Below are 26,126 nucleotides of genomic sequence, written 5' to 3'. Positions count from 1 at the left end.
GCGCTGCTGCCGCCCGGCCATATTTACTACAGATTCTCGCCGTTGCTGGCAATTACCGCTTTATACCAGTAAAAACTCTTCTTACGCGAGCGCGACATATCGCCACTGCCGTCATCATGCTTGTTCACGTAGATAAAGCCGTAACGCTTGCTGTACTGGCCCGTGGTAAACGAAACGCAGTCGATGCAGCCCCAGGGCGTATATCCCATTAATTCAACGCCGTCATGCGTTACGGCCTTCATCATTTCTTCAACATGAGCGCGTAGATAGTCGATGCGATAATCGTCGTTAATGCTGCCATCTTCTTCGACGTTATCGTAAGCGCCAAAGCCGTTTTCCACGATGAACAGCGGCTTCTGGTAGCGCTCGTACAGTTCGCATAGCGAATAGCGCAGACCGATCGGATCGATCTGCCAGCCCCAGTCGGATGCCTTAACGTGCGGGTTGGGAACGCTGCCTTCAAAGCCGGAAATAGCATCGCCGCTGCCGCCTTCGGCTTTAACCGCGTTGGTCATATAATAGCTGAAGCCGAGGTAATCGCAGGTGCCTTCGCGCAGGATCTGCGTGTCGCCTTCTTCCATCTGAATCGTAAAGCCGCGACGTTCCCATTCGTTGAGCACATAAGAGGGGTAGTAGCCGCGTAGCTGAACATCAGTAAAGACATAGCGTTCACGCATCGACTCCTGAGCAAACATCACATCTTCCGGTTTACAGGAGAACGGATACAGCGCGACCATTGCCAGCATACAGCCGACTTTCATCGCCGGGTTAATACGACGGGCCGCTTTTACCGCCAGCGCGCTGGCGACGAACTGATGGTGTAAGACCTGATACATGGTCTCTTCGGGATCCTCATGCTCGGTGTACACCACGCCGGAACAGCAGTAGCCAAACAGCGGCGCGCGCCAGTTACGCTGATTGTTAATTTCATTGAAGGTCATCCAGTACCTGACCTTATGCTTATAGCGTTCAAAAACCACCTCAGCGAAACGCACAAAGAAATCAACGACCTTACGGTTTGTCCAGCCGCCGTACTGCTGTACCAGGTGCAACGGCATTTCAAAATGGGAGAGGGTAATAACAGGCTCGATGTTGTATTTAAGTAGCTCATCGAACATGTCGTCGTAGAACTTCAGACCTTCTTCATTCGGCTGCGATTCGTCCCCCAGCGGGAAGATACGCGTCCAGGCGATAGAGGTGCGAAAACATTTGAAGCCCATTTCGGCAAACAGCTTAATATCTTCTTTATAGTGACCGTAAAAATCGACCGCTTCATGGTTTGGATAATATTTTCCGGGAACGACGTGCGGCGTAATTTCACGGGGAACGCCGTGCGCGCCACCAGTCAGAACATCGCAAATGCTGGGGCCTTTACCGCCTTTATTCCAGCCGCCTTCCACCTGGTGAGCGGCTACCGCGCCGCCCCATAAAAAATCTTTTGGCAAGGTGAGTTTTTTCATTGTTGCGTAATCTCAATTTACTTAGTCTGTTACCCTCATTCTGCACCAAATGGTTTTAAAGCGTATGCAAATTTCTGAGGTGCCAGCGTGTCGGGGCAAGAATACACTCATGATCACAGCATTCGCTCATCAGATTTCATATTTGGGGAATAACAATATGCAGCCAAACGACATCACTTTCTTTCAACGATTCCAGAATGACATTCTGGCAGGGCGTAAAACCATTACTATCCGCGACGCCTCAGAGTCCCATTTTAAACCAGGCGATGTGCTGCGAGTGGGACGGTTTGAAGATGACGGCTATTTTTGCACGATAGAAGTGACCGGAACGTCAACCGTGACGCTGGATACGCTGAACGAAAAACATGCACAGCAGGAAAATATGTCGCTTGATGAGTTAAAACGCGTAATTACCGAAATCTATCCCAACCAGACGCAATTTTATGTGATTGATTTTAAATGTGTTTAATAATTATGGACAATTGTTAGTTGAATTTTGTCTGATAATTTATTGAATTTTAAAGATAATTTAATTTTACGGATTTATTTTAGCTAACATGTGTTCACTGGAACCATTCTCAGTTACGCTAGAGAAGCTGTTCATCATTATGAACGTTTCACCGGAGTAAGTTATAGTGGAAAAACCATTAATGGCGCAGGGATATTCGCTGGCTGAGGAAATCGCCAACAGTATTAGCCACGGCATTGGATTGGTATTCGGGATTGTCGGCCTGGTGCTCTTGTTGGTCCAGGCGGTAGAGGCGAATGCTGGTATGACCGCTATCGCCAGTTATAGTTTATATGGCGGGAGTATGATCCTGCTGTTCCTTGCCTCAACGTTGTATCATGCCGTTCCCCATCAGCGGGCAAAAATCTGGTTAAAGAAGTTTGATCACTGTGCTATTTACCTGCTCATTGCCGGAACCTATACACCATTTCTACTGGTAGGCCTGGATTCGCCGCTGGCGCGGGGGCTGATGATTGTTATCTGGAGCCTGGCGTTACTCGGTATCCTCTTTAAATTAACGATTGCGCACCGCTTTAAAGTGCTTTCGTTGGTTACGTATTTGACGATGGGCTGGTTATCGCTGATTGTGGTTTATCAGCTGGCGATCAAGCTGGCGATAGGTGGCGTAACGTTGTTGGCGGTAGGCGGTGTGGTCTATTCGCTGGGCGTGATTTTCTATGTTTGTAAACGTATACCTTATAACCACGCTATCTGGCACGGCTTCGTGCTGGGCGGTAGCGTGTGTCACTTCCTGGCAATCTATCTGTACGTAGGGCAGGCGTAATTTCTTAATGCCGGATAACGCAGTGTTATCCGGCGTTTTTAACCGCGCTATCACTCTTCCAGCGAGTAAGGCAATGGGACGATATGCAGTGTGTTTGCATCGTCACGGACGCGAAAGACGCTTTCGGCCTCTAAATCGTTATTCATGACTGCCTGAACTAACAATTGACCATCGTCCAACTGCGCCGCTGCCAGAATGGTTCCGGTACGACGCCAGTTCTCACCCATCTGCAACTCCAGATCTTCTCCCGTTTCAGGTACCCGGCTGGCTTTACCCGCCAGTAACCAAAGCGCACGTTTATTGGCGCCACGGAATTTTGCCCGCGCCACCATCTCCTGGCCAGTGTAACACCCTTTCTTAAAGCTGATGCCGCCCAGCGCCTGAAGGTTAGTCGCCTGGGGGATAAACTGACCGCTGTTCGCCGCATCGATCACCGGTATGCCTGCTTCAATATCCAATGCCAGCCACTGCTGACTGTTATTGAGTTCGGCTTCGCCGTGCAACTTCTCTGTTAGCATGTTTACCGTAGTGACATCAGTGACAAGCAGGAATCGCTCCGCCGGATGCTCAAACCACAGTAGCGTGGAAGCGCCGTCTCTGACGACTTGATTTTCGCGATCAGGTAACATGTTAAACACATTAGCCAGCGCCGCGCGAGCCTGAAAACCTGCCACACCAAGCAATACGCGGTCGTCATCCGGCGCAATAACCACTTTGGAAAATACGGCATACTTTTTCAGCTCCGTTAATTGTGCTTCACGCACGCTACGGCGCTCAATCCAGGCAAATCCTTCGCTCTCACGGAACAGACGAAGGGTGCTCCACATCTTACCTTTAGCATCGCAGTGGGCGGCCAGAAGGTGTTGCTGTTCAGTCATCAGGCTTACGTCAGCAGTGACCTGGCCCTGAATATACTTTTCACTGTCTGCGCCGGTGATAGTCGACAGCGCCCAGTCGTCAAGCGCGATCAGCGTCAGCGGCAGTCGGGATGACGCTGAAGGATGGCGTGGGGGAAAGGAGGTAAAAGCCATAAATAATGTCCTGGTTAGCTGCAACAATAATGGTTAATGGTAAAAGAGCCATAGCCCATTGCAAGTGCTTTAAATAGCCCATTGAGAGCGGATTGATCGTTTTGCGAGGCGGTATCCAAAACGGGTGAACATATTGATTCCTTGCTTTTTATTTCACGATCGGCCTCCAGATTCCTGATATTCCCGTAAAACAACGGCAAAAACACGTTACAATAGGGTACTTCATTTTCGTGAGGCAGGAAGAACATGGATATTCACAATAAAGCACGTATTCACTGGGCATGTCGTCGCGGTATGCGCGAACTTGATATTTCCATCATGCCGTTTTTTGAACATGAGTACGATAGTTTAAGCGACGAAGAAAAGCGTATTTTTGTCCGTTTGTTGCAGAGTGATGACCCGGATTTATTTAACTGGTTGATGAATCACGGTAAACCGGCTGACGCTGAGCTGGAACAGATGGTCCGACTCATTCAGACACGGAATCGGGAACGTGGTCCTGTGGCAATCTGATTTACGCGTCTCATGGCGCGCTCAGTGGATCTCATTGCTCATTCATGGGCTGGTTGCCGCGGTAATTTTATTGATGCCCTGGCCGTTGAGTTATACCCCATTGTGGATGATGCTACTGTCGCTGGTGGTGTTTGACTGCGTTCGTAGTCAGCGCCGGATTAATACCTGTCAGGGAGAGATCAAGCTGCTAATGGATGGGCGCTTACGCTGGCAGGGGGAAGACTGGGTGCTCCTGCGCCCGCCCTGGTTACTGAACAGCGGGATGGTGTTGCGTTTACGCGCCGAGTCCGGACGTCATCAGCATTTATGGCTGGCGGCGGATAGCATGGAAGAGGCGGAATGGCGTGAGTTACGCCGTGTCATGTTGCAACAACCACTATCGGGCCAACACTGACGGAACAGCGCAATTCGGTTCCGTCGAGAGGTAAACGCAGCAGATAAAGCTTCAGGTGTAGTGTTCGGCCATTTCGCCCAGAATTTGCTCACACCAGGCCTGGATACGCTCATCGCTGAGATCGTACTGGTTGGTTTCATCCAGCGCCAGACCGACAAACAGTTGTCCATCGGCGATGACCGGTTTATTGCTGGTAAATTCGTAGCCTTCCGTGGGCCAGTAACCGACAAATTTAACACCTTTGGTGGCAAGTTTGTCATGCAGCATACCCAGCGCATCCAGGAACCACTCACCGTAGCCGAGTTGGTCGCCCATTCCATAAAGCGCAACGATTTTGCCTTCCAGATTGAGATCGTCTAATTGATTCCAGACGGCTTCCCAGTCCTCCTGAATTTCGCCAAAATCCCAGGTCGGGATGCCTAAAATGAGTACATCGTACTGCTCCATTAAGGTGGGGGCGTCGTCCTTGAGGTTATGTAATGTCACCAGCTCCGGGCCGAGAATATCGCGAATTTTCTCTGCGGCCATCTCGGTGTAGCACGTGCTGGAACCATAAAAAAGACCCATGTTCATTACGTTACATCTCGATTCTGCTATAGCGTTGCGAGTAGTGTAACAGAATCGCTGCATTCACGGCACAATGAGGCATAATGCACCAAAAGTCAGCGTGAAGTAGGGGACGCGAGTGAAACAGGATTTAGCGCGTATTGAACAGTTTCTGGATGCGCTGTGGCTGGAACGAAATCTGGCGGAAAATACATTAAGCGCGTATCGTCGCGATTTATCGATGGTCGTCGAATGGTTGCATCATCGCGGAAAATCGCTTGCGACGGCACAGGCTGATGATTTACAAACGCTGTTGGCTGAGCGGGTGGAGGGTGGATACAAAGCGACAAGCTCCGCGCGTCTGTTAAGCGCTATGCGGCGTTTTTTCCAATATCTGTACCGTGAAAAGTATCGTGAGGACGACCCGAGCGCGCAGTTAGCTTCGCCCAAACTTCCACAGCGTTTGCCGAAAGATCTTAGCGAAACGCAGGTTGAACGGCTCTTGCAGGCGCCGCTTATTGATCAGCCTTTAGAGTTGCGCGATAAAGCTATGCTGGAAGTGCTGTACGCGACCGGTTTGCGCGTGTCGGAGCTGGTGGGGTTAACGATGAGTGATATCAGTCTGCGGCAGGGCGTTGTGCGGGTTATTGGTAAAGGCAATAAAGAGCGCCTGGTGCCATTAGGCGAAGAGGCCGTGTACTGGCTGGAGACGTATCTGGAGCATGGGCGTCCCTGGCTACTCAATGGCGTCTCAATAGACGTATTGTTCCCTAGCCAGCGTGCGCAGCAGATGACGCGACAGACTTTTTGGCACCGTATTAAACATTATGCGACGCTGGCTGAAATTGATAGTGAAAAACTGTCGCCGCACGTTTTACGCCACGCTTTCGCCACGCATTTGCTGAATCACGGCGCTGATTTACGCGTCGTACAAATGCTGCTCGGACATAGCGATCTTTCGACGACACAAATTTATACGCATGTCGCAACGGAGCGTTTGCGTCAACTTCATCAACAGCACCATCCGCGGGCATGAGTGCTGACAGGAAAGGATAGTTTATGAAAAAGCGTTTTATGATGTTCACTTTACTGGCGGCGGCGTTTTCAGGAATGGCGCATGCGGATGATGCGGCTATCCGTCAGTCGCTGACTAAGCTTGGCGTTCAAAGTACGGAAATTCAACCGTCGCCGGTGGCCGGCATGAAAACCGTCATGACGAACAGCGGCGTACTGTATGTTACTGATGACGGCAAACATATTATTCAGGGGCCGATGTATGACGTGAGCGGCGCGCATCCGCTAAACGTGACGAATAAGCTGTTGATGGGGCAGCTTAATGCGCTGGAAAAAGAGATGATCGTTTACAAAGCGCCGGATGAGAAACATGTCATAACCGTTTTTACTGATATCACTTGCGGTTATTGCCATAAGTTACATGAAGAGATGAAAGACTATAACGCCCTGGGGATTACGGTACGTTATTTGGCTTTCCCGCGTCAGGGGCTGGAAAGCCAGGCGGAACAGGATATGAAAGCTATCTGGTGCGCCAAAGACAAAAACAAAGCCTTTGATGACGCTATGGCGGGTAAGGGCGTGAAACCGGCAAGCTGCGATGTGAACATCGCCGCCCATTATGCGTTGGGAGTGCAACTGGGCGTGAGCGGTACGCCAGCCATTGTATTGAGTAATGGTTATGTGGTGCCTGGTTATCAGGGACCGAAAGAGATGAAAGCGTTTCTCGATGAACATCAGAAACAGACCAGTGGTAAATAATACGCGTGAAACAACAGAGACAACTTCGTCGGCGCGAGGCTGATGAGACGGCGGATCTACCTGCCGAGCTTCCTCCATTACTGCGACGTTTATATGCCAGCCGGGGCGTACGTAGCGCTCGCGAGCTGGAGCGCAGCGTGAAAGGAATGCTGCCCTGGCAGCAGCTTAGCGGTATTGATAACGCGGTGGAGATCCTCTACGACGCTTTTCGTGAAGGGCTTCGCATTATTGTTGTTGGCGATTTTGACGCTGACGGCGCGACCAGTACTGCCTTAAGCGTATTGGGAATGCGTGCGCTGGGATGTGATAACATCAGTTATCTGGTGCCTAATCGCTTTGAAGATGGCTATGGTTTAAGCCCGGAAGTGGTCGATCAGGCCAGGGCGCGTGGCGCACAGCTTATTGTCACGGTAGACAACGGTATTTCCTCCCATGCAGGCGTAGCGCACGCAAAAGCGTTGGGAATCCCGGTGATTGTGACCGATCACCATCTCCCTGGCGACACGTTGCCGGATGCCGAAGCGATTATTAATCCCAATCTACGCGACTGCGAGTTTCCCTCTAAGTCGCTGGCGGGCGTCGGTGTAGCGTTTTATCTGATGCTGGCGTTACGGACATTTTTACGCGATAAAGGATGGTTTGACGAATGCGGTATCGCGCCGCCAAACCTGGCGGAGTTACTGGATTTAGTGGCGTTGGGAACGGTAGCGGACGTGGTGCCGCTGGATGCCAACAACCGTATTCTGACATGGCAAGGGTTAAGTCGTATTCGTGCCGGGAAATGTCGGCCCGGAATTAAAGCACTGCTGGAGATATCGAATCGCGATCCGCAACAGCTCGCCGCCAGTGATTTAGGCTTCGCTCTGGGGCCGCGTCTGAATGCCGCCGGCAGGCTGGACGATATGTCTGTCGGAGTAGCATTACTCTTATGCGATAACCTCGGCGAAGCGCGGGTCCTGGCCAGCGAACTGGATGCGCTTAACCAGACGCGCAAAGAAATTGAACAGGGGATGCAGGCGGAAGCGCTTGTCCTGTGCGAAAAGCTTGAGCGCAGTTGTGATGCGCTGCCTGGCGGTCTGGCGATGTATCATCCTGAATGGCATCAGGGCGTGGTGGGGATTCTGGCGTCACGCATTAAAGAGCGTTTTCATCGTCCGGTGATCGCCTTTGCCCCTGCTGGCGACGGCACGCTTAAAGGCTCAGGCCGTTCTATTCAGGGGTTGCATATGCGCGATGCGCTGGAACGGTTGGATACGCTCTACCCTGACCTGATGATCAAATTCGGCGGTCATGCAATGGCGGCGGGATTGTCGCTGGAAGCGCATAAATTCGAGTTGTTCCAGCAACGTTTCGGTGAGCTGGTGACGGAGTGGCTCGATCCCGCACTGCTGCAAGGCGAGGTAATCTCCGATGGTCCCTTAAGCGCGGCGGAAATGTCTATGGAAGTGGCGCAGGTACTGCGGGATGCCGGACCGTGGGGACAGATGTTCCCGGAGCCGTTATTTGATGGCCGTTTCCGCCTGCTGCAACAGCGCCTGGTGGGCGAGCGTCACCTCAAGGTGATGGTGGAGCCGATCGGCGGCGGTCCGTTGCTGGATGGTATTGCCTTTAATGTCGATACCACTTGTTGGCCGGATAACAGTGTGCGGGAAGTGGAACTGGCTTATAAACTGGACATTAACGAGTTTCGCGGCAACCGTAGTTTACAGATTATTATCGATGATATTTGGCCGCTATGAACCGGGCGATTTAACAACACTTTCGCTGTAATTAAGGGGCGAAATCCGCTAATATTTCGCCCTTATAACCGCATTTTGACAAGTCAAATAAAAGAAATCAGGCCATGTTTGAAATTAACCCGGTAAATAACCGCATTCAGGACCTCACGGAACGCACCAACGTTCTTAGGGGGTATCTTTGACTACGATGCTAAGAAAGAGCGTCTGGAAGAAGTAAACGCCGAGCTGGAACAGCCGGATGTCTGGAACGAGCCCGAGCGTGCGCAGGCGCTGGGAAAAGAGCGTTCATCGCTTGAAGCAATCGTCGATACGCTTGATCAAATGACTCAGGGGCTGGACGATGTTTCCGGACTGTTGGAGTTGGCGGTCGAAGCCGACGATGAAGAGACGTTTAACGAAGCTGTTGCGGAGCTGGATACGCTGGAAGAGAAACTGGCGCAGCTGGAATTCCGTCGGATGTTCTCCGGCGAGTACGATAGCGCCGATTGCTACCTTGATATTCAAGCTGGATCTGGTGGTACTGAGGCGCAGGACTGGGCCAGCATGCTGCTGCGTATGTATCTGCGCTGGGCGGAAGCACGCGGCTTTAAGACTGAAGTTATTGAAGAGTCTGAAGGTGAAGTCGCCGGTATTAAGTCCGCGACTATCAAAATCTCTGGCGAATATGCCTACGGTTGGCTGCGTACTGAAACCGGCGTGCATCGTCTGGTGCGTAAAAGTCCGTTTGACTCCGGCGGTCGCCGTCATACCTCGTTTAGCTCGGCGTTTGTTTACCCGGAAGTGGACGACGATATTGATATCGAAATCAACCCGGCGGATCTGCGCATTGACGTGTATCGCGCGTCGGGCGCAGGTGGTCAGCACGTTAACCGTACAGAATCCGCGGTGCGTATTACCCACATTCCGACTGGTATCGTAACGCAGTGCCAGAACGACCGTTCGCAGCACAAGAACAAAGACCAGGCCATGAAGCAGATGAAAGCGAAGCTTTATGAACTGGAGATGCAGAAAAAGAACGCTGAAAAACAGGCGATGGAAGACAACAAGTCTGATATCGGCTGGGGAAGCCAGATTCGTTCCTATGTCCTGGACGATTCCCGCATTAAAGACCTGCGTACTGGGGTGGAAACTCGCAATACACAGGCAGTACTGGACGGCAGTCTGGATCAATTTATCGAAGCAAGTTTGAAAGCAGGGCTATGAGGAATCAACATGTCTGAACAAAACGCACAGGGCGCTGACGAGGTAGTCGATCTTAACAATGAAATGAAGGCACGTCGCGAGAAGCTGGCTGCACTGCGTGAGCAGGGTATCCCGTTCCCGAACGATTTCCGTCGTGACCGTACCTCAGACCAGCTGCACGCTGAATTCGACGCAAAAGAAGCTGAAGAACTGGAAGCGCTGAATATTGAAGTGTCCGTCGCGGGGCGTATGATGACCCGCCGTATCATGGGTAAAGCTTCTTTCGTTACCCTGCAGGATGTCGGCGGTCGCATTCAACTGTATGTGGCGCGCGACGATCTGCCGGAAGGTGTTTACAACGATCAGTTCAAAAAATGGGATCTTGGCGATATCCTCGGCGCGAAAGGCAAGCTGTTCAAAACGAAGACTGGCGAACTGTCTATTCACTGCACCGAGCTGCGCCTGCTGACCAAAGCGTTGCGTCCGTTGCCGGATAAGTTCCACGGCCTGCAGGATCAGGAAGCACGCTATCGTCAGCGCTATTTGGATCTCATCTCTAATGATGAATCCCGTAATACGTTCAAAACCCGTTCTAAGATCCTTGCTGGCATTCGCCAGTTCATGGTGGCTCGTGGCTTTATGGAAGTCGAAACCCCAATGATGCAGGTGATCCCGGGCGGCGCGTCAGCACGTCCGTTTATCACCCATCACAATGCGCTGGATCTGGATATGTACCTGCGTATCGCGCCGGAACTGTACCTCAAGCGTCTGGTCGTTGGCGGCTTCGAGCGCGTATTCGAAATCAACCGTAACTTCCGCAACGAAGGCATTTCTGTGCGCCATAACCCAGAGTTCACCATGATGGAACTCTACATGGCGTATGCGGACTATAAAGACCTGATCGAACTGACTGAGTCTCTGTTCCGTACGCTGGCGCAGGATGTTCTGGGTACCACCCAGGTTCCGTACGGCGATGAAGTGTTTGACTTCGGCAAGCCGTTTGAAAAACTGACCATGCGTGAAGCGATCAAGAAATATCGCCCGGAAACGGACATGGCTGACCTGGACAACTTCGATTCCGCGAAGGCGATTGCGGAAAGTATCGGCATTCACGTTGAGAAGAGCTGGGGCCTGGGCCGTATCGTCACCGAGATCTTTGACGAAGTCGCTGAAGCGCATTTGATTCAGCCGACCTTCATTACCGAATATCCGGCTGAAGTGTCTCCGTTGGCGCGTCGTAATGATGTGAACCCGGAAATCACTGACCGCTTCGAGTTCTTTATCGGCGGTCGTGAAATCGGTAACGGCTTTAGCGAGCTGAACGACGCGGAAGACCAGGCGCAGCGTTTCCTGGATCAGGTTAATGCAAAAGCGGCAGGCGACGACGAGGCCATGTTCTACGACGAAGACTACGTGACGGCGCTGGAACACGGTTTACCGCCGACAGCGGGTCTGGGAATTGGTATTGACCGTATGGTGATGTTGTTTACTAACAGCCACACTATTCGTGATGTTATTCTGTTCCCGGCGATGCGTCCGGTCAAATAAGATCTGAACTACCGGATGGGGCGCAATTTGCCGCCATCCGGTATCCATTAGCGTGCAGACCAGATCAATGTAGCGCTATCAGGTTATCATTTAGTGCTGGCAGTAAGCGTGTAATAGTTCGCGTGCCTTTTCGTCTGACGACTGCATGACCATCCACGGGCTAAACGCCCATGGCGTTGCGAGAAGACTTTTCCATACGCTTTTAAGTTCGCTCCACTGGTAGTCCATTACCTCTTTCCTGTTAACCTGTAACACGCTGGTTGCCCGTGCGGCAAATACCGGACAGACTTCATTTTCCACAATACCGTTTGGGTCCGTTGCCCGATAGCGAAAGTGCGGATAAACGGAGATAATATCGGTAATTTCCACGCTCAGTTCGAAATGACAACGGCGGGTAATGGCCTCTTCGATGGATTCGCCTTGTTGCGGATGGCCGCACACTGAATTTGTCCACACGCCCGGCCAGGCTTTCTTACTCAGCGAGCGTCGGGTTACCAGCAACTGACCCTCTTCGTTAAATAACCAGCAGGAAAAAGCCAGATGCAAAGGCGTATTGGAGGTATGAGCCGCATACTTTTCCAGAGTGCCGGAGGGCTTATCCTGCTCATCCAATAAAATGACATGTTCCTCAGCCATGAAAGCTCCTGAAAATTAAAATGACCCGGTAACCTACCGGGTCACCTACTCAGACGATCAGCGTAGCCCATAACAGGAAGAAAGGCATTACCAAAACAAGCCCTGACAGGATGCAGGCGAGCGCAACTGCATTGTTATTAGATATTATGCTGGAATATCGTAAATCAGTGGCATCATCATCCACGCAGCGCCTTTCAGACGCCAATGGATTGGGCATACGGCGTTTGGCTGTTATCATAAGGCGTCTGTTAATAGAGTGAGGAAACGTTTTGAGCGCAGGACGCCTGAACACACATAGCCTGGGGATTGCGGTAGTGTTATGCACAGGGCTGCTGCTGGCGGGATGTTCCAGTGATTCCGGCTCAGGAACGTATTCCGGTTCCGTTTATACCGTTAAGCGCGGTGATACGCTATATCGTATATCGCGCGCCACGGGAACCAGTGTAAAAGAACTGGCCCGGCTGAATGGTATTTCTCCGCCTTATACCATTGAGGTGGGGCAGCGTATTAAAGTTCGTGGCAGCGCAAAGAGCAGCGGTTCAACACGTAAAACCAGCAATAAAACCGCGACAAAAACCGCTGCGGTCAGGCCGTCGTCTTCAGTGCCGAAATCCTCCTGGCCGCCGGTGGGGCAGCGTTGTTGGGTATGGCCTGCCAGCGGTAAAGTGATTTTACCTTATTCCACAGCGGAAGGCGGGAATAAGGGAATTGATATTGCGGGCACGCGTGGAGCGCCTGTTTATGCGGCGGGGGCCGGTAAAGTGGTATATGTCGGGAACCAACTGCGTGGCTACGGTAATCTCATCATGATCAAGCACAATGAAGATTACATCACGGCTTATGCACATAATGACACGATGTTGGTCAATAATGGGCAAAGCGTAAAAGCGGGGCAAAAAATCGCTACGATGGGCAGTACCGATGCCGCATCCGTCCGGCTGCACTTCCAGATCCGCTACCGGGCGACGGCTATCGATCCGCTGCGTTATTTGCCGCCGCAGGGGAGTAAACCTAAATGCTGACGGTGAATTAATCGCCAGTCGGTCAGTAAGTCTCTTGCCAACCAGAGCGTAAGGTTTATAATGCTTTACGCATCCCGAAGCGGGCGTAGTTCAATGGTAGAACGAGAGCTTCCCAAGCTCTATACGAGGGTTCGATTCCCTTCGCCCGCTCCATTCTCCAGACGTTTACATAAATTAATGATCCCTTGATCTTACCAGACTTTTAACCTGACTGGTGTCTGTCTTACATTCATTGTCGTTATCCCGCATCTTTGGATGAAGCCTGTAAAAAGAAGGCATGGGCTCAACAGGATTAGCTGGCGAATATATTTTCATTTCCCGATTGTCAGTGGTAACGAGGTATAAAACGCGGTGGTGTCAATCCGCACCTCATTATAACTGACTCATGTCATTATCTGTCCCTCCTTACTGTAACCAGACAGCATCACATTTTATTTCACAAAATTTCAGGTGTAACTCCATGGGTTGAGAATAGCTGTTCAGGTTATGCGTATTTGTTGACACATAAATTTTACAGCTTACACACGACGGCTTTCGTAACGTAAATATCGCCTGTTAAAAATTATTGAGCTTTATCTCATACCGCTTTTGATCACTGTGTTCCGGGAAATAATTCCCATCGAATGAATGATTAAATAAAGCAAAAAAAGAGTAGCCGTGAACAGACGGTTAAGCCTGTCGGTTGCTCCGCCTGCCGTTATCAGAGGTCATTCTGACCAATGAATTGATGAGGTATACTTTCCAGATTTTCTACAATTTTCACTCATAAAATTCACATTGTTTACTCTTAAATTTTACAGATGTCTCTATAAGATAGTCTTAAACGTGTGTATAAGACAGTGATGGGAATGCTACCCCCCCTAAATAAGTTATTAAATAACAGTGGCATGAATGAAAAAACCTTAAATAACACTTTAATAATAAGAATTCATTACAGAATAACAGCAACTGCATTTATAGTTCATTCCATCACCACCAGGGGGACAAAAGAAGCAGACGGACGTTATTAAAAAGCATTATTTATTGTGCTCAGAATTTAGCAAATAGTGCTATTTTGAGGTTTTTTCTGAGATTGTAAATTATGGATAAAATTCTCAATTAGCGTAGCGTAAATCCGAAGTGGCGTATTGCGATATCAGGATCTGACACGGTTTCCTAAAACTATATATTGTGCTGTCCAGGAGTTTATGACACTTACGATAATTCGCCATTTTTGGCCGTTGTAACTTAATGGACTGGCCGGATTGACACATTTATTTACCAATGAAATATTGAGAGAAAAATCGACGGGAGTCGTTTTGGATGATAAGACAATCACCACAAATTCTTCGTTGCATTAGCTGTGAATTATCCTGTCAATTATTTCCTGACAGCGCAGTACGGGTGCAGTATTGTAATAATGCAGCATTTGCCATCTGGCCAGATGGTAATGTGTTTCTGAAAAAAGGCATTATTGAAAAGCTTTTGCTTGATAATCAAAATTATTTGTCCAGAGGCTTTATTTTCGTTGATTTTTCTTTCCCAAATCTTCGACGATTCGCCGATCTACAATGGATTGACCGGCTGTCTAACAGCGGCATGCATATCGTTCTGATTTCTGACAGAAGTTTGACACCACTGGCTAATTACTGGCTTTTGAAAAGCAATAAAATACAAGGGATTATCTATTCTGATGACGATGATACAGTGCAACAGCAGAAGATACACCGCTTGTTTACCGGTCGCCTCGCCAACAGCAAACGTGGACGATCACTTAACTATACGGAATTTATATTGCTGAAGTATTTTATGGCAGGAATAAGTATTCAGCAAATTATCAGAATTGACAATATTGATATTAAGAAAATCTATGTACACAAACTGCGGCTTGAAAATAAGCTAGGACATAGCATTCATAAAATAATATCAAATATTTTATAGAAATTTTTCCATTTTTATTATTCCCACATCATTGCGATGTGGCGGACGCTCTACGCCAGAATGCAGGAGGCAAAATGCCAACCACAAAAAATTACTCACGCATCGCCATAGCGGTCTCAGCCGCGTTAGCCTCTATGGTATTTTCCAGCCAGGCGGCCTGGGTTGATGTTGATAGTCTGCCATCCAGTGGGCTGGTCAGCCAGTTGCCTCCGGAGTTACAGGCTATTATTCCCGCTCAGGCCAGTGCCGGTTTCACCAAAATTAGTACCATGCCCAACTACGTTTATCAGTGGAACACCGGTACTATCCCGGTTTATGGCAATGGCCTCACGCTTAATGGGCCGGGCGCAGAGGCATTTGAACACACTATTACTGTTATTCAGAACAACGTGACGGGAAGTCCGGGCGTGATTTTTGGCAACGACCTGACCATTCGGACGCAATCGGTGAATGCCGCGAATAATGGTAAAGACGTCGATGGCATCCGTACCCACGGAGCTAATACTCCGGATAACCCGGTATTTATTGTTACCGGTGACCATACCAGTATCTACGTGGATGGTCAGGATGGTGACGGTATTAACGCCGGATATAACTCCCTGGGGCAGGGTTGGACCGGATCGGCCAATATTTACGTCGGCGACGATCTGTATATTAAAACGACGGGTAGCCAGGGACGTGGAATTACAGCCAACGCCATGAGGGATGCGTCACGTGCCAAAAATACGATTATCGTCGGTAATCGTGCTCATATTGTTACTACCGGTGACAGTTCGGAGGGGCTGCGTACTGGACAAAGTGGCTCTTTGATTCGTCTGGGTGACGATGCGACCATCGAGACCTCCGGCACATCCTCAACGGGGATTTACGCCGCGTCATCCTCCAGAACCGAGCTTGGCAACAACGCTACCATTACGGTAAACGGTGCCAGCGCACACGCGGTATATGCGACTAACGCCACCGTTAATTTGGGTGATAATGCCGCAATTAGCGTTAATAGCGCCAGTAAGGCCGCATCCTATAGTAAAGCGCCTGCCGGTTTATACGCGCTCTCTCGAGGTACCATTAATCTGGCAGGCGGTGCGGCTATTACTATGGTGGGTGATAACAGTAGCGAAAGTTACGCTATCAGCACGGAGACTGGCGGCATCGTTGACGGATCTTCAGGTGGACGTTTCGTCATCGACGGTGACATTCGTGCTGCTGGCGCCACCTCTGCTACCAGTACGCTACCGCAGCAGAACAGTACGGTTAAGCTCAATATGACGGACAACTCGCGGTGGGACGGGGCGTCGTATATCACCAGTGCTACGGCGGGCACAGGCGTTATCTCTGTACAAATGAGCGATGCGACCTGGAATATGACCAGCAGCTCAACGCTCACTGACCTGACGTTGAATAGTGGCGCAACCATTAACTTCAGCCATGAAGATGGCGAGCCATGGCAAACGCTCACCATCAATGAAGATTATGTCGGCAACGGCGGTAAGCTGGTCTTTAATACTGTGCTCAATGATGATGATTCCGAAACGGATAGGCTGAAGGTTCTCGGCAATACTTCAGGTCACTCATTTGTCGCGATAAATAACATCGGTGGAGCTGGGGCTCAAACCGTTGAAGGTATTGAAATTGTCAACGTTGCTGGCAATTCCAACGGCACTTTCGAAAAAGCCAGCCGTATTGTTGCCGGCGCCTATGACTACAATGTGGTTCAGAAAGGTAAAAACTGGTATCTGACCAGCTATATTGAGCCCGATCCTGTCGACCCTGTTATTCCCGATCCAGTAGACCCGGTCATCCCTGATCCTGTTATCCCCGATCCAGTAGACCCGGTCATTCCTGACCCTGTTATCCCTGATCCAGTAGACCCGGTCATCCCTGATCCGGTGGTTCCGGATCCTGTTATCCCTGACCCGGAAAAACCTGACGCCCCGCCGGTAACAGAACATCAGTTTCGTCCGGAAGCGGGCAGCTATCTTGCCAATAACTATGCGGCAAACACACTGTTCATGACGCGTCTCCATGACCGTCTGGGTGAAACACAGTACACCGACATGTTGACGGGTGAGAAAAAGGTCACCAGCCTGTGGATGCGTAACGTTGGTGCCCATACTCGCTTCAAAGATGGCAGCGGGCAGCTAAAAACCCACATCAACAGCTATGTGCTACAACTGGGGGGCGATTTGGTGCAGTGGAGCACTAACGGTCTTGATCGTTGGCACATTGGGGCAATGGCCGGATATGCCAACAGCCAGAACCATACGCAGTCGTCCGTGAGTGGCTATTATTCCCGTGGTCAAGTCACCGGTTACAGCGTCGGCCTTTATGGTACCTGGTATGCTAACAATATCGATCGGTCTGGGGCTTATGTGGATACCTGGGCTCTGTACAACTGGTTTGATAACAAGGTAATGGGTCAGGAGCAGGCCACTGAAAAATACAAATCCAAAGGCATTACCGCCTCGGTTGAAGCCGGTTACAGCTTCAGGTTAGGTGAAAGTGGGCGTAACAGCTACTGGTTGCAGCCTAAAGCGCAGGTGGTATGGATGGGCGTGCAGGCTGACGACCATCGCGAAGCCAATGGCACCCGCGTTAAGGATGATACCGCCGGTAATCTGATAACCCGCATGGGCGTAAAAGCCTATATTAACGGCCACAACGCTATTGATGACGATAAATCTCGAGAGTTTCAGCCATTTGTGGAAGCGAACTGGATCCATAATACGCAGCCTGCCAGCGTGAAGATGGACGATGTCAGCAGCGATATGCGTGGTACGAAGAATATTGGAGAACTGAAAGTGGGTATTGAAGGACAAGTTACCCCGCGCCTGAACGTATGGGGTAACGTGGCGCAACAGGTGGGTGATACTGGTTATAGTGATACCCGAGGAATGCTGGGGGTGAAATACAGTTTCTGATTCAGATAACAGCAGAGCCGCTGTTCGTCAGCGGCTTTTACCCGGAAGCGCTTTCATTTGGCTAATATGTTTCATGAACGGCTCACAAAACAGCTTAATGTGTACAGAAAAATATCGGGCGTTTCCCGATAGTGAACATAAAGCCACGATGGCCCTGAGTCAGGATGGTGTAACTGATACTTTTCCCAGGATAGACGTAAAAGTCGGGTAAAACGGTTTCGATAACCGCATCGGACAGTGTTTCGTCACGTGTGACTTTGTTGACATCCGTTGATATAAAATGGGTGCTGTCTTTGTTTTCACTCCATACATAGGAAACATCACGGCGGATCACTCCGCTCATTTTATTATCGACGTAATATGCTCCGCTGATGGACACTACTCCGGTGCGTTTTTTTAGCGAATACATAAAATCCAGCGTCAGGTTAGCCTGAGTGTTGTTATAAAACACAATCACAGGCGCCGTGCATTTCTCTGGGTCCCGGTTCTGTTCCATACGCAAATGAATAAGATGGCCAAGCCCTGTGCCCAGAAACAGTAGCGTCAGGCAGATTAACAGCAGTGATTTTTTACTCATATGTCACCCCGCGGAAAAAAAGCGTCACACAGCCTGTATCGCCGCGCGTTTCATAAGGTTGCTGGCAAATCAGTGCGGTAACCGCCGGGGTACGGCTGCTGGAGGGGAAATAGACCCATGGGTATTTCTGGCAATCCATTCCGGTTTTTAGAATCATTGATTTATAGCTGGCAAAACGGCTACCACTCCCGATATCTTCATTTCGGGAGAAAAAATGACAGCCCTGGGTTGTTTCAACCAGCGTGTATCGATCGTAAAAATCCTTATCGGGAACGGTTTGCCAGCTTATCGTGCCAAGAAAAATACCGACAGCAAATGTCCCGGTCATCCAAAGCACAGGTATATAATGTTTAAACCAACAGCCTGATATACCCGGCCGTGTCTCACCCTTTTTTTCTACTACCTGCGCGGAGTCTTTGCGGATAGTGATGACGTTTACACCAGGCTCAATCTGAAAGCCTTTACGCGGAACCGTGATTATCAGCGTATCTTCATTTTCACCAACGGTACGTAATCCGCGGCGAATAATGGAGATATTCTGATAAAGCGTATTTGCCGACACTACCATGCCGTCTTCTTCCCACACTTTTTGAAAGAATGTTTGTTGTGAGACGACGGAGGGGGCGTTTTCCAACAACAGGCGCAAGCAGCGACTGGCGGGGGTTGTCAAAATAACGTTAAGATCAGGCCTGGATAATGACGCCAGGCGATTCATTTCAGGATTAAATTCTATATTATCGTTAATTATCCATAACATCGCATTATTACCATGCCAAAACATATCGTAGTTCGAGGGTGTTGAATAGGCACCCCGGGTATGGTTTCACCCGGTCTGATGCAGGGGACCGTGTAAGAGTACATGGATTAGCCCCTGCATATCGGCCACATAGCCATTACAAAAAGAGCGAGATGCATAAGGCATGACTGGCAAGCGTCGACGCCGCTTTTTTCATTATAGCAGGCAGTAAACAGGCACCGAATGCGTTCTGGCTATAAAAAGATATCAGGCGTTTCCCTACAAAAATACTTCGGTTTTTATACAACGGGTTAACGTTGTGATCTGTACCGTTGATAAAGACATTTGCGGTGTGTGCCCCGCTCTGATGTCGTTCAGATTTCCATCAGATGAATAAATTGACGCTTGCCGCCTGCTACACGCTGATTGCCGAGCCACAGCCTACTGCCACCAGCGTTAATGCCAGGCAAGGTATAAACCTTCCAGCCAGCCTGAACAGTAATATCAATCACGAAAGGCGTTGAATATCGATTCTGTGAGCGTGTTTGAGGGGGAATGCAAAAGGCATCTGGCTTCATCGCTCATCAGAGCGATGAAGCCAGGCATGAAGAAGATCCGGAAGTGATAGTAAAGATACTGGATTTTTATATTAAATAGCCGGGAGTACTATCCCGGCTATCACCAGCTTTAGCCGAAAAACATCACCGATACGCAAAGTAAACCGACCACTAGCGTAATAAAATTTCCCACAGAACGGTAAGGTTTCAATGCCGGTATCAGGTACGTAGACAAGGTTGGCATAATAAACAGAATCATCGCAATGAGCGGGCCGCTAATGGCATAGATCATGGAGATGGCATTTGGGTTGATACAGCAAATAATAAATGTAATCCCGGAAACCAGCATGATAGACAGAGCACGATTAAACGCCCGGCTTTTTTTCACGCCGACTTGCTGTAAGGTCGTTTTTACCATCTCGGTTGCCCCCTCAATAACGCCGAAATAGGTGCCAAGAAAGGATTTCGACATGGCTACCACCGCAACGATAATACCTGAAAGAGAGAGCCATGCAGGCGCATTGGGCATCATCGAGAGGGCCGAAAGGATCGTAACGCCTTCATTACGCGCGTTTTCAATGTATGACGGCGGTATGGAGAGCAGACAGCTAAAGACAAAAAACAGTACGCTCAGGCAGATAATCAGGTAGGCGATCTTCATAATTTTTTTGCATTTATCCATGGCCTGCTCGCCAAAATTCTCCCGCCTGTCGATGGCAAACGTGGAAATAATGGGCGTATGGCTAAAAGCAAAAACCATTACCGGAATAGAAATCCATATCTGGTGTAACGTGTGACTATCAAAAGACATTTGCCCGGTCAGTAACGAGGGCTGCCAGCTTCCGGTTAAGTAGAGCGAAAGGAACAAGAAGTAAGCGATAAGCGGAAAGACTAAAAAGCCCATTACGCGAATCGTGGCATGTCTTCCCATTAAAAAAATCATATTCAGGATAAGTACTACGCCGAAACTTACTAACATCCGGATGCGAATATCTATCTGAATATGCTTCGCTAATTGCTCTGTCAGGGAATTAGTAATAGCCACCGCATAAATTAATACCACGACAAAGAACGCAATAAAATAAAGTGCGGTAATAATGCTACCGATTTTTTTACCATAATAATGGGTAACTGCGCCGGTTATTCCTTCACCCGCAGAGGTTTTTGAGGAAAGAATAAATTGACACAACGCCTTATGCGGCCAATAGGTTAAAGGCCAGGCGACCAGCGCGGTAATAAACAGCACGATTGCGCCTGCCGACCCTAACTGAATGGGAAGGAAAAGGGTGCCTGCGCCTACGGCCGTTCCGTATAATGCAAAACTCCAGAGAGTCTCATCTTTTGACCAAATTTTAGACATTATTTGAATATATCAACTATAAAACACACAAAAAGAAGCGCAATTTATCATAAATAGAGCCAATTGGGGGAGTTTTAAGCAGATGGATGTCGCGAAGTTGGGGGGCCGGAACTGTTGCGATCCCGGCAAAAAAGCGCAATATCATGCATTAACGCGTTGTTGACGGCGTTCCACCACGCGTTGGCGTAAAATATCGTAGGCCCAGTTGTACAGCATTGTGTACGGTAAAAAGAACAGGAAGAAACCAATTTCCAGGGTAAATGCCTGTAGCAGGCTAACGTTCAGTACCCAGGCGACGATACTCACGCCGATGACGATAAACCCGCTTTCAAATCCTAACGCATGGAACGCGCGAACTTTGGCAGTGCGCCTCACCTGGTACGGCGGCCACAGGCGATCAAACAGCGCATTATAAATGATATTCCAGATCATCGCTGTGGTGGCCAATAATATCGTCAGGCCGCCCATTTCCAGTACTGAGCGCTGCATAAGCCAGGCGGTGATTGGCGCCAGTATCGCGGTAGCGATGCCTTCAAAACAGACGGCATGGAAAATACGCTCAGGTAGCGAGCGACGGTGTGTTGTGTCATGTTGCATAAACGGAAAGCCTTTCTTTTGTCCTGACCAGATAATTTCAGCTATTTTATCGTTTAAAATGATACCCGAAAGATAACATCCATCGATAAAGTAGATAGATTATGCGTTACTCTCCTGAAGCGTTAATGGCCTTTGTTGAGACCGTTTCTTGTGGTTCGTTTTCTGCGGCGGCGCGGCGCTTGCGTAAAAGTCAGTCCACCATTAGTACGGCCATTGCGCATCTGGAGGCGGATCTGGGATTTTTATTATTCGATCGTTCATCGCGCCAGCCGGTTCTGACCGAAGAAGGGAAACGGGTACTCAGCTATGTTCAGGCGATTTTATCAGCGAGCGCCCGTCTGGATGAGGTCGCGTTGACGTTATCCGGCGAGACGGAAGCGAGGCTCACGTTCGTTCTCTCTGATATTCTGCATCCTGACAGCCTGGAAGAATTAATGGTGCAATTTGATCGCCATTTCCCGCATACCGAGTTTGAATGTTTAATCGGAGAAAATGATGATGTCATCGATCTGCTGCAAAAAGAGCGCGCCCAGATAGGGCTGATTGAAGCGCGTGATGACTACCCCACAGACATTGGCGCGACGCGTCTGCCTGTGCAAAGCTGGATGGGCGTTTATGTGGCAGCCTCGCATCCACTGGCGTCACAGGCGGCCCTACAGTGGGAGCAATTGCACACCTGGCGTGAGCTGCGTTTGAATACCTACCTTGAATCTAACGCTAACCGTGTGCGCGGGCCGTCCTGGTCGGCACCGAACTATTTATTACTGCTGAGCATGGCGGTTCAGGGATTTGGTTGGTGCGTGTTGCCCTGTGCGCTGGTAGAGGAGTTTGCAGCGGAAAAACCGCTGGTTCAACTGGATGTGCCTGGCTGGCCCAGGGCGATTGCTATTGATTTGCTCTGGAACAAGAAGTCACCGCCCGGGACAGCGGGAATCTGGCTTCGATATCATTTGCAGCAGCAATAAGCTATGCCATCGTCAAATCAGCGCGATTTCCTTTGTGATAAAACTCACTTTTTTTAAACAATCAAGATAACTAATTTTAACAATGATCTACTATGGCGGTGTCATTTTGCGCTGAGGTGGTAATGAAAGAGGTTGTGATTGTGGCGGCACTGCGGACGCCCATCGGCTGTTTTCAGGGAACGCTGGCCCGTCATTCCGCCGTCGAGCTGGGGAGCATGGTCGTAAAAGCGTTGATTGAGCGCAGTGGCGTGGATGTTAATGCTATCGATGAGGTCATCCTTGGTCAGGTGCTGACCGCCGGCGCCGGGCAGAACCCGGCACGCCAGTCCGCTATCAAGGGGGGGCTGCCTAATACCGTTTCCGCTATTACCATTAATGACGTTTGTGGTTCCGGTTTAAAAGCATTGCACCTTGCGACGCAGGCTATTCAGTGCGGTGAGGCAGACATTGTTATCGCGGGTGGGCAGGAAAATATGAGCCGTGCGCCGCATGTCCTCAATGACAGCCGTACTGGCGCGCTACCTGATGCTGACAATCTGGTGGATAGCCTGGTACATGACGGCTTATGGGACGCTTTTAACGATTATCACATTGGCGTAACGGCAGAAAATCTGGCGCGGGAATATGGTATCAGCCGTGAATTACAGGATGCCTGGGCGCTCAGTTCGCAGCAAAAGGCCAGGGCGGCGATCGATACCGGACGTTTTAAAGATGAGATTGTCCCTGTCATCACGCAGCGTAACGGGCAGATCGCGATTGTCGATACCGATGAACAACCGCGCGCTGACACCAGTGCGGAAGGGTTAGCTCAATTGCATCCGGCATTTGATAGTTTTGGTTCGGTAACGGCGGGTAATGCCTCATCAATTAATGACGGCGCCGCCGCCGTGATGATGATGAGCGAGGCGAAAGCCATGGAATTGGGGTTACCGATACTGGCGCGCATCCGCGCGTTTGCCAGTGTCGGCGTCGATCCGGCGCTGATGGGTATTGCTCCGGTATATGCCACCCGGCGTTGCCTGGAGCGGGCAGGATGGCAACTGGCGGATGTTGATCTTATTGAAGCCAACGAAGCGTTTGCCGCCCAGGCGATATCGGTCGGAAAAATGCTGGAATGGGATGAGCGACGGGTGAATGTTAACGGTGGTGCAATAGCCTTGGGGCATCCCATTGGTGCTTCCGGTTGCCGAATTCTTGTTTCACTGGTGCATGAAATGGTTAAACGCGATGCGCGAAAAGGGCTGGCAACGCTTTGTATCGGCGGTGGTCAGGGCGTCGCTTTAACGGTTGAGCGTGACTGAGCCAGCGCCAGCTCTCCTGCTTAATACTCCTGCTATGAAAATGCCCTCTGTCAGGAGGGCCATGTCAGTTAAAGAAGCCTGTACTTAACATGGTAACGTAGGCAGCCTTGCTACAGGTGTCGCAGACACGCCTGAGATATCTACCTCCCCTGCGTAAATAATCCTCCTGTAAAATCCCGTGCAAATTTATCAAAACACTGTTTTATTTTTTATTGAAAACCTTTGTACAGACGGCTATGATGCCACCAAATAAATCAAAACAGTGTTTTGATTTTGTGTGTAACGATCGGTTTATTCATGGAGGTAAAGGTGGACGTAAGGCAAAGTATCCATAGTGAGCACGCTAAAACACTGGACACCCAGGCGCTACGGCGCGAGTTTTTGATAGAAAATATTTTTGTCGCTGATGAATATTCGATGGTTTATAGCCATATCGATCGCATTATTGTCGGCGGCATTATGCCCGTTAACCATGCCGTCGAGATAGGCGGGGAGGTGGGTAAACAGCTCGGCGTCTCCCGATTACTGGATCGCCGCGAGTTAGGCATCATTAATATTGGCGGTGCAGGCACGATCGTTGTTGACGGCCTGCGTTATGACATTGGTCACCGTGATGCGCTGTATATCGGTAAAGGGGCGAAAGCATTGGTCTTCGCCAGCAATGATGCGAGCAAACCGGCGAAGTTTTACTACAACTGCGCGCCGGCGCATACCACGTATCCTACAAAAAAAGTGACGCCTGCCGACACTGCGCCCGTTACCTTAGGCGATAATCTCACCAGTAATCGTCGAACCATCAATAAATATTTCGTTCCGGATGTACTGGAAACCTGTCAGCTCAGTATGGGACTCACCGAACTGGCGCCCGGTAACCTGTGGAACACTATGCCATGCCATACCCATGAGCGTCGTATGGAAGTTTACCTCTATTTCAATATGGAAGAGGACAGCTGCGTTTTTCATATGATGGGGCAGCCCCAGGAAACTCGCCATATTGTTATGCATAACGAACAGGCGGTTATTTCCCCAAGCTGGTCAATACATTCCGGCGTCGGCACCAAAGCCTATACGTTTATCTGGGGCATGGTGGGGGAAAATCAGGTCTTTGATGACATGGATCACGTTGCGGTAAAAGATCTGCGCTAGTCGTGGCCGGTGATAACGCCTGTCCGTGACGGGCATGACAAAAGTAAGGATGAATAATGATTTTGAATGCATTTTCTCTTGAAGGTAAAGTGGCGGTTGTGACAGGCTGCGATACTGGCCTGGGTCAGGGGATGGCTTTAGGGCTGGCGGAAGCAGGCTGTGACATCGTCGGTATTAACATCGTTGAGCCGACAGAAACCATTGCCCGCATCACTGCTTTGGGGCGTCGCTTTTTAAGCCTGACAGCCGATCTGCGTCAAATCGATGGTATTCCGGCGCTACTGGAACGCGCGGTAGCGGAATGCGGTCATATTGATATTCTGGTGAATAACGCGGGCCTGATCCGTCGTGAAGAGGCGATTGATTTCACGGAAAAAGACTGGGATGACGTCATGAACCTGAATATCAAGAGCGTATTCTTTATGTCTCAGGCGGCGGCAAAACATTTTATTGCGCAGGGCAACGGCGGCAAAATTATTAATATCGCGTCAATGCTCTCCTTTCAGGGCGGTATTCGCGTTCCCTCTTACACTGCGTCGAAAAGCGGTGTAATGGGGATCACACGCCTGATGGCAAACGAATGGGCGAAACACAAAATCAATGTAAATGCTATCGCGCCGGGTTATATGGCAACCAATAATACCCAGCAGTTGCGTGCCGATGAACAGCGTAGCGCTGAGATCCTTGACCGTATTCCGGCTGGACGTTGGGGGCTGCCTGGCGATTTAATGGGGCCGGTGGTTTTTCTGGCGTCCAGTGCCGCGGATTATATTAATGGTTATACCGTAGCAGTGGATGGTGGCTGGCTGGCGCGTTAATCTGATAACGCCAGATGCGTTTCCAGACAACTGATAAAAGCTGAATAAAATCAATTGGTAATGGCAATTTTTGCAATGCGCGATGGCGCGTCGCT

At 49.9% G+C, this 26,126-nt stretch carries 24 protein-coding genes and 1 tRNA gene; 17 read left to right on the top strand and 8 right to left on the bottom strand.

What is annotated here, in order from left to right; translation table 11 throughout:
• Positions 1-26 precede the first annotated feature (26 nt).
• On the bottom strand, positions 27-1,460 hold the full coding sequence (locus SBG_RS13640) for a 6-phospho-beta-glucosidase (protein ID WP_000737109.1): 1,434 nt from the start codon (positions 1,458-1,460) through the stop codon (positions 27-29).
• A 157-nt stretch (positions 1,461-1,617) separates the two neighbouring features.
• Between SBG_RS13640 and yqfB the strand changes: the two genes are divergently transcribed.
• A complete protein-coding gene (gene yqfB, locus SBG_RS13635) occupies positions 1,618-1,929 on the top strand; it encodes a N(4)-acetylcytidine aminohydrolase (protein ID WP_015702996.1) in 312 nt (103 codons plus the stop codon).
• Positions 1,930-2,092: 163 nt separating this feature from the next.
• Positions 2,093-2,752 (top strand): PAQR family membrane homeostasis protein TrhA, encoded by a 660-nt coding sequence (trhA, locus tag SBG_RS13630; RefSeq protein WP_024135108.1) that lies wholly within the window; start codon positions 2,093-2,095, stop codon positions 2,750-2,752.
• 50 nt (positions 2,753-2,802) lie between these two features.
• Here trhA and ygfZ read toward each other — a convergent pair whose 3' ends face one another.
• Complete coding sequence (gene ygfZ, locus SBG_RS13625) at positions 2,803-3,783, bottom strand: tRNA-modifying protein YgfZ (protein ID WP_000896119.1); 981 nt, start codon at positions 3,781-3,783, stop codon at positions 2,803-2,805.
• 246 nt (positions 3,784-4,029) lie between these two features.
• Here ygfZ and sdhE point away from each other — a divergent pair, with 246 nt between their 5' ends.
• Positions 4,030-4,296: an FAD assembly factor SdhE gene (gene sdhE, locus SBG_RS13615; protein WP_000351186.1), complete on the top strand. Its 267-nt coding sequence runs from the start codon at positions 4,030-4,032 to the stop codon at positions 4,294-4,296.
• Positions 4,277-4,690 (top strand): protein YgfX, encoded by a 414-nt coding sequence (locus tag SBG_RS13610; protein ID WP_000244759.1) that lies wholly within the window; start codon positions 4,277-4,279, stop codon positions 4,688-4,690. Before sdhE ends, SBG_RS13610 begins: the two co-directional genes overlap by 20 nt.
• A gap of 51 nt (positions 4,691-4,741) precedes the next feature.
• On the opposite strand, the gene fldB is transcribed toward SBG_RS13610, so the two are convergent.
• Positions 4,742-5,263, bottom strand: coding sequence for a flavodoxin FldB (fldB, locus tag SBG_RS13605; RefSeq protein ID WP_001055887.1), 522 nt, complete (start codon positions 5,261-5,263; stop codon positions 4,742-4,744).
• Between the two features lie 112 nt (positions 5,264-5,375).
• On the opposite strand from fldB, the gene xerD reads away from it, so the two are divergent.
• The 5 genes from xerD to lysS all read left to right on the top strand — a co-directional run bounded on the left by xerD (position 5,376) and on the right by lysS (position 11,478).
• The gene (gene xerD / locus SBG_RS13600; RefSeq protein ID WP_000806655.1) at positions 5,376-6,272 is read left to right on the top strand and encodes a site-specific tyrosine recombinase XerD; all 897 of its coding nucleotides are present in this window, start codon (positions 5,376-5,378) and stop codon (positions 6,270-6,272) included.
• Positions 6,273-6,295: 23 nt separating this feature from the next.
• Entirely contained in the window at positions 6,296-7,009 is a 714-nt protein-coding gene (gene dsbC / locus SBG_RS13595; protein ID WP_000745612.1) for a bifunctional protein-disulfide isomerase/oxidoreductase DsbC, read from the top strand.
• Between the two features lie 5 nt (positions 7,010-7,014).
• Positions 7,015-8,748, top strand: a complete 1,734-nt coding sequence (recJ, locus tag SBG_RS13590) for a single-stranded-DNA-specific exonuclease RecJ (protein WP_000813377.1) — start codon at positions 7,015-7,017, stop codon at positions 8,746-8,748.
• A gap of 104 nt (positions 8,749-8,852) precedes the next feature.
• A protein-coding gene (gene prfB / locus SBG_RS13585; RefSeq protein WP_138993403.1) for a peptide chain release factor 2 occupies positions 8,853-9,951 on the top strand; the annotation gives its coding sequence in 2 pieces (ribosomal slippage) (positions 8,853-8,927 and positions 8,929-9,951; 1,098 coding nt in all).
• A gap of 9 nt (positions 9,952-9,960) precedes the next feature.
• Positions 9,961-11,478: a lysine--tRNA ligase gene (gene lysS, locus SBG_RS13580; protein WP_000003335.1), complete on the top strand. Its 1,518-nt coding sequence runs from the start codon at positions 9,961-9,963 to the stop codon at positions 11,476-11,478.
• A 90-nt stretch (positions 11,479-11,568) separates the two neighbouring features.
• Here the strand turns inward: lysS and idi are convergent, their stop codons facing one another.
• Entirely contained in the window at positions 11,569-12,114 is a 546-nt protein-coding gene (gene idi, locus SBG_RS13575; RefSeq protein ID WP_000796937.1) for an isopentenyl-diphosphate Delta-isomerase, read from the bottom strand.
• Between the two features lie 269 nt (positions 12,115-12,383).
• Here idi and actS point away from each other — a divergent pair, with 269 nt between their 5' ends.
• The 4 genes from actS to misL all read left to right on the top strand — a co-directional run bounded on the left by actS (position 12,384) and on the right by misL (position 17,974).
• Positions 12,384-13,136, top strand: coding sequence for an amidase activator ActS (gene actS / locus SBG_RS13570; protein WP_001272561.1), 753 nt, complete (start codon positions 12,384-12,386; stop codon positions 13,134-13,136).
• 79 nt (positions 13,137-13,215) lie between these two features.
• Positions 13,216-13,289: transfer RNA gene (locus SBG_RS13565), tRNA-Gly, on the top strand.
• A 1,149-nt stretch (positions 13,290-14,438) separates the two neighbouring features.
• The gene (locus SBG_RS13560) at positions 14,439-15,056 is read left to right on the top strand and encodes a helix-turn-helix transcriptional regulator (RefSeq protein WP_000621106.1); all 618 of its coding nucleotides are present in this window, start codon (positions 14,439-14,441) and stop codon (positions 15,054-15,056) included.
• A gap of 74 nt (positions 15,057-15,130) precedes the next feature.
• Positions 15,131-17,974, top strand: coding sequence for an intestinal colonization autotransporter adhesin MisL (gene misL / locus SBG_RS13555; RefSeq protein WP_001143354.1), 2,844 nt, complete (start codon positions 15,131-15,133; stop codon positions 17,972-17,974).
• A 94-nt stretch (positions 17,975-18,068) separates the two neighbouring features.
• On the opposite strand, the gene SBG_RS13550 is transcribed toward misL, so the two are convergent.
• The 4 genes from SBG_RS13550 to SBG_RS13535 all read right to left on the bottom strand — a co-directional run bounded on the left by SBG_RS13550 (position 18,069) and on the right by SBG_RS13535 (position 21,801).
• Positions 18,069-18,551 (bottom strand): hypothetical protein, encoded by a 483-nt coding sequence (locus tag SBG_RS13550; protein ID WP_000039410.1) that lies wholly within the window; start codon positions 18,549-18,551, stop codon positions 18,069-18,071.
• Complete coding sequence (locus tag SBG_RS13545; RefSeq protein ID WP_000498544.1) at positions 18,544-19,332, bottom strand: winged helix-turn-helix domain-containing protein; 789 nt, start codon at positions 19,330-19,332, stop codon at positions 18,544-18,546. The genes SBG_RS13550 and SBG_RS13545 overlap by 8 nt, the downstream gene beginning before the upstream one ends.
• Positions 19,333-19,974: 642 nt before the next feature.
• Positions 19,975-21,204, bottom strand: coding sequence for an amino acid permease (locus tag SBG_RS13540; RefSeq protein WP_000036831.1), 1,230 nt, complete (start codon positions 21,202-21,204; stop codon positions 19,975-19,977).
• 141 nt (positions 21,205-21,345) lie between these two features.
• Complete coding sequence (locus SBG_RS13535) at positions 21,346-21,801, bottom strand: multidrug/biocide efflux PACE transporter (RefSeq protein ID WP_001163400.1); 456 nt, start codon at positions 21,799-21,801, stop codon at positions 21,346-21,348.
• Between the two features lie 101 nt (positions 21,802-21,902).
• Between SBG_RS13535 and SBG_RS13530 the strand changes: the two genes are divergently transcribed.
• From SBG_RS13530 to kduD, 4 genes are all read left to right on the top strand, one after another.
• Positions 21,903-22,766: a LysR family transcriptional regulator gene (locus SBG_RS13530; protein WP_001270767.1), complete on the top strand. Its 864-nt coding sequence runs from the start codon at positions 21,903-21,905 to the stop codon at positions 22,764-22,766.
• Positions 22,767-22,888: 122 nt separating this feature from the next.
• Positions 22,889-24,067, top strand: coding sequence for an acetyl-CoA C-acetyltransferase (locus tag SBG_RS13525; RefSeq protein ID WP_015702994.1), 1,179 nt, complete (start codon positions 22,889-22,891; stop codon positions 24,065-24,067).
• Positions 24,068-24,376: 309 nt separating this feature from the next.
• Positions 24,377-25,213, top strand: a complete 837-nt coding sequence (kduI, locus tag SBG_RS13520; protein ID WP_000383261.1) for a 5-dehydro-4-deoxy-D-glucuronate isomerase — start codon at positions 24,377-24,379, stop codon at positions 25,211-25,213.
• Between the two features lie 56 nt (positions 25,214-25,269).
• Positions 25,270-26,031 (top strand): 2-dehydro-3-deoxy-D-gluconate 5-dehydrogenase KduD, encoded by a 762-nt coding sequence (kduD, locus tag SBG_RS13515; protein ID WP_000602481.1) that lies wholly within the window; start codon positions 25,270-25,272, stop codon positions 26,029-26,031.
• The last annotated feature ends 95 nt before the right edge of the window (positions 26,032-26,126 follow it).

Origin of the sequence: Salmonella bongori NCTC 12419 (assembly GCF_000252995.1) — a bacterium.
GTDB lineage: Bacteria > Pseudomonadota > Gammaproteobacteria > Enterobacterales > Enterobacteriaceae > Salmonella > Salmonella bongori.
The sequence above is the reverse complement of the archived record's forward strand: the minus strand, read 5'-3'. Positions and strand labels throughout refer to the sequence as shown.

Bases quoted from the DNA above. Each gene is read 5' to 3' on its own strand.
- SBG_RS13640 (WP_000737109.1), bottom strand. From the start codon at position 1,460: ATGAAAAAACTCACCTTGCCAAAAGATTTTTTATGGGGCGGCGCGGTA.
- yqfB (WP_015702996.1), top strand. From the start codon at position 1,618: ATGCAGCCAAACGACATCACTTTCTTTCAACGATTCCAGAATGACATT.
- ygfZ (WP_000896119.1), bottom strand. From the start codon at position 3,783: ATGGCTTTTACCTCCTTTCCCCCACGCCATCCTTCAGCGTCATCCCGA.
- sdhE (WP_000351186.1), top strand. From the start codon at position 4,030: ATGGATATTCACAATAAAGCACGTATTCACTGGGCATGTCGTCGCGGT.
- fldB (WP_001055887.1), bottom strand. From the start codon at position 5,263: ATGAACATGGGTCTTTTTTATGGTTCCAGCACGTGCTACACCGAGATG.
- dsbC (WP_000745612.1), top strand. From the start codon at position 6,296: ATGAAAAAGCGTTTTATGATGTTCACTTTACTGGCGGCGGCGTTTTCA.
- lysS (WP_000003335.1), top strand. From the start codon at position 9,961: ATGTCTGAACAAAACGCACAGGGCGCTGACGAGGTAGTCGATCTTAAC.
- idi (WP_000796937.1), bottom strand. From the start codon at position 12,114: ATGGCTGAGGAACATGTCATTTTATTGGATGAGCAGGATAAGCCCTCC.
- SBG_RS13560 (WP_000621106.1), top strand. From the start codon at position 14,439: ATGATAAGACAATCACCACAAATTCTTCGTTGCATTAGCTGTGAATTA.
- misL (WP_001143354.1), top strand. From the start codon at position 15,131: ATGCCAACCACAAAAAATTACTCACGCATCGCCATAGCGGTCTCAGCC.
- SBG_RS13550 (WP_000039410.1), bottom strand. From the start codon at position 18,551: ATGAGTAAAAAATCACTGCTGTTAATCTGCCTGACGCTACTGTTTCTG.
- SBG_RS13545 (WP_000498544.1), bottom strand. From the start codon at position 19,332: ATGTTTTGGCATGGTAATAATGCGATGTTATGGATAATTAACGATAAT.
- SBG_RS13540 (WP_000036831.1), bottom strand. From the start codon at position 21,204: ATGTCTAAAATTTGGTCAAAAGATGAGACTCTCTGGAGTTTTGCATTA.
- SBG_RS13535 (WP_001163400.1), bottom strand. From the start codon at position 21,801: ATGCAACATGACACAACACACCGTCGCTCGCTACCTGAGCGTATTTTC.
- SBG_RS13530 (WP_001270767.1), top strand. From the start codon at position 21,903: ATGCGTTACTCTCCTGAAGCGTTAATGGCCTTTGTTGAGACCGTTTCT.
- SBG_RS13525 (WP_015702994.1), top strand. From the start codon at position 22,889: ATGAAAGAGGTTGTGATTGTGGCGGCACTGCGGACGCCCATCGGCTGT.
- kduD (WP_000602481.1), top strand. From the start codon at position 25,270: ATGATTTTGAATGCATTTTCTCTTGAAGGTAAAGTGGCGGTTGTGACA.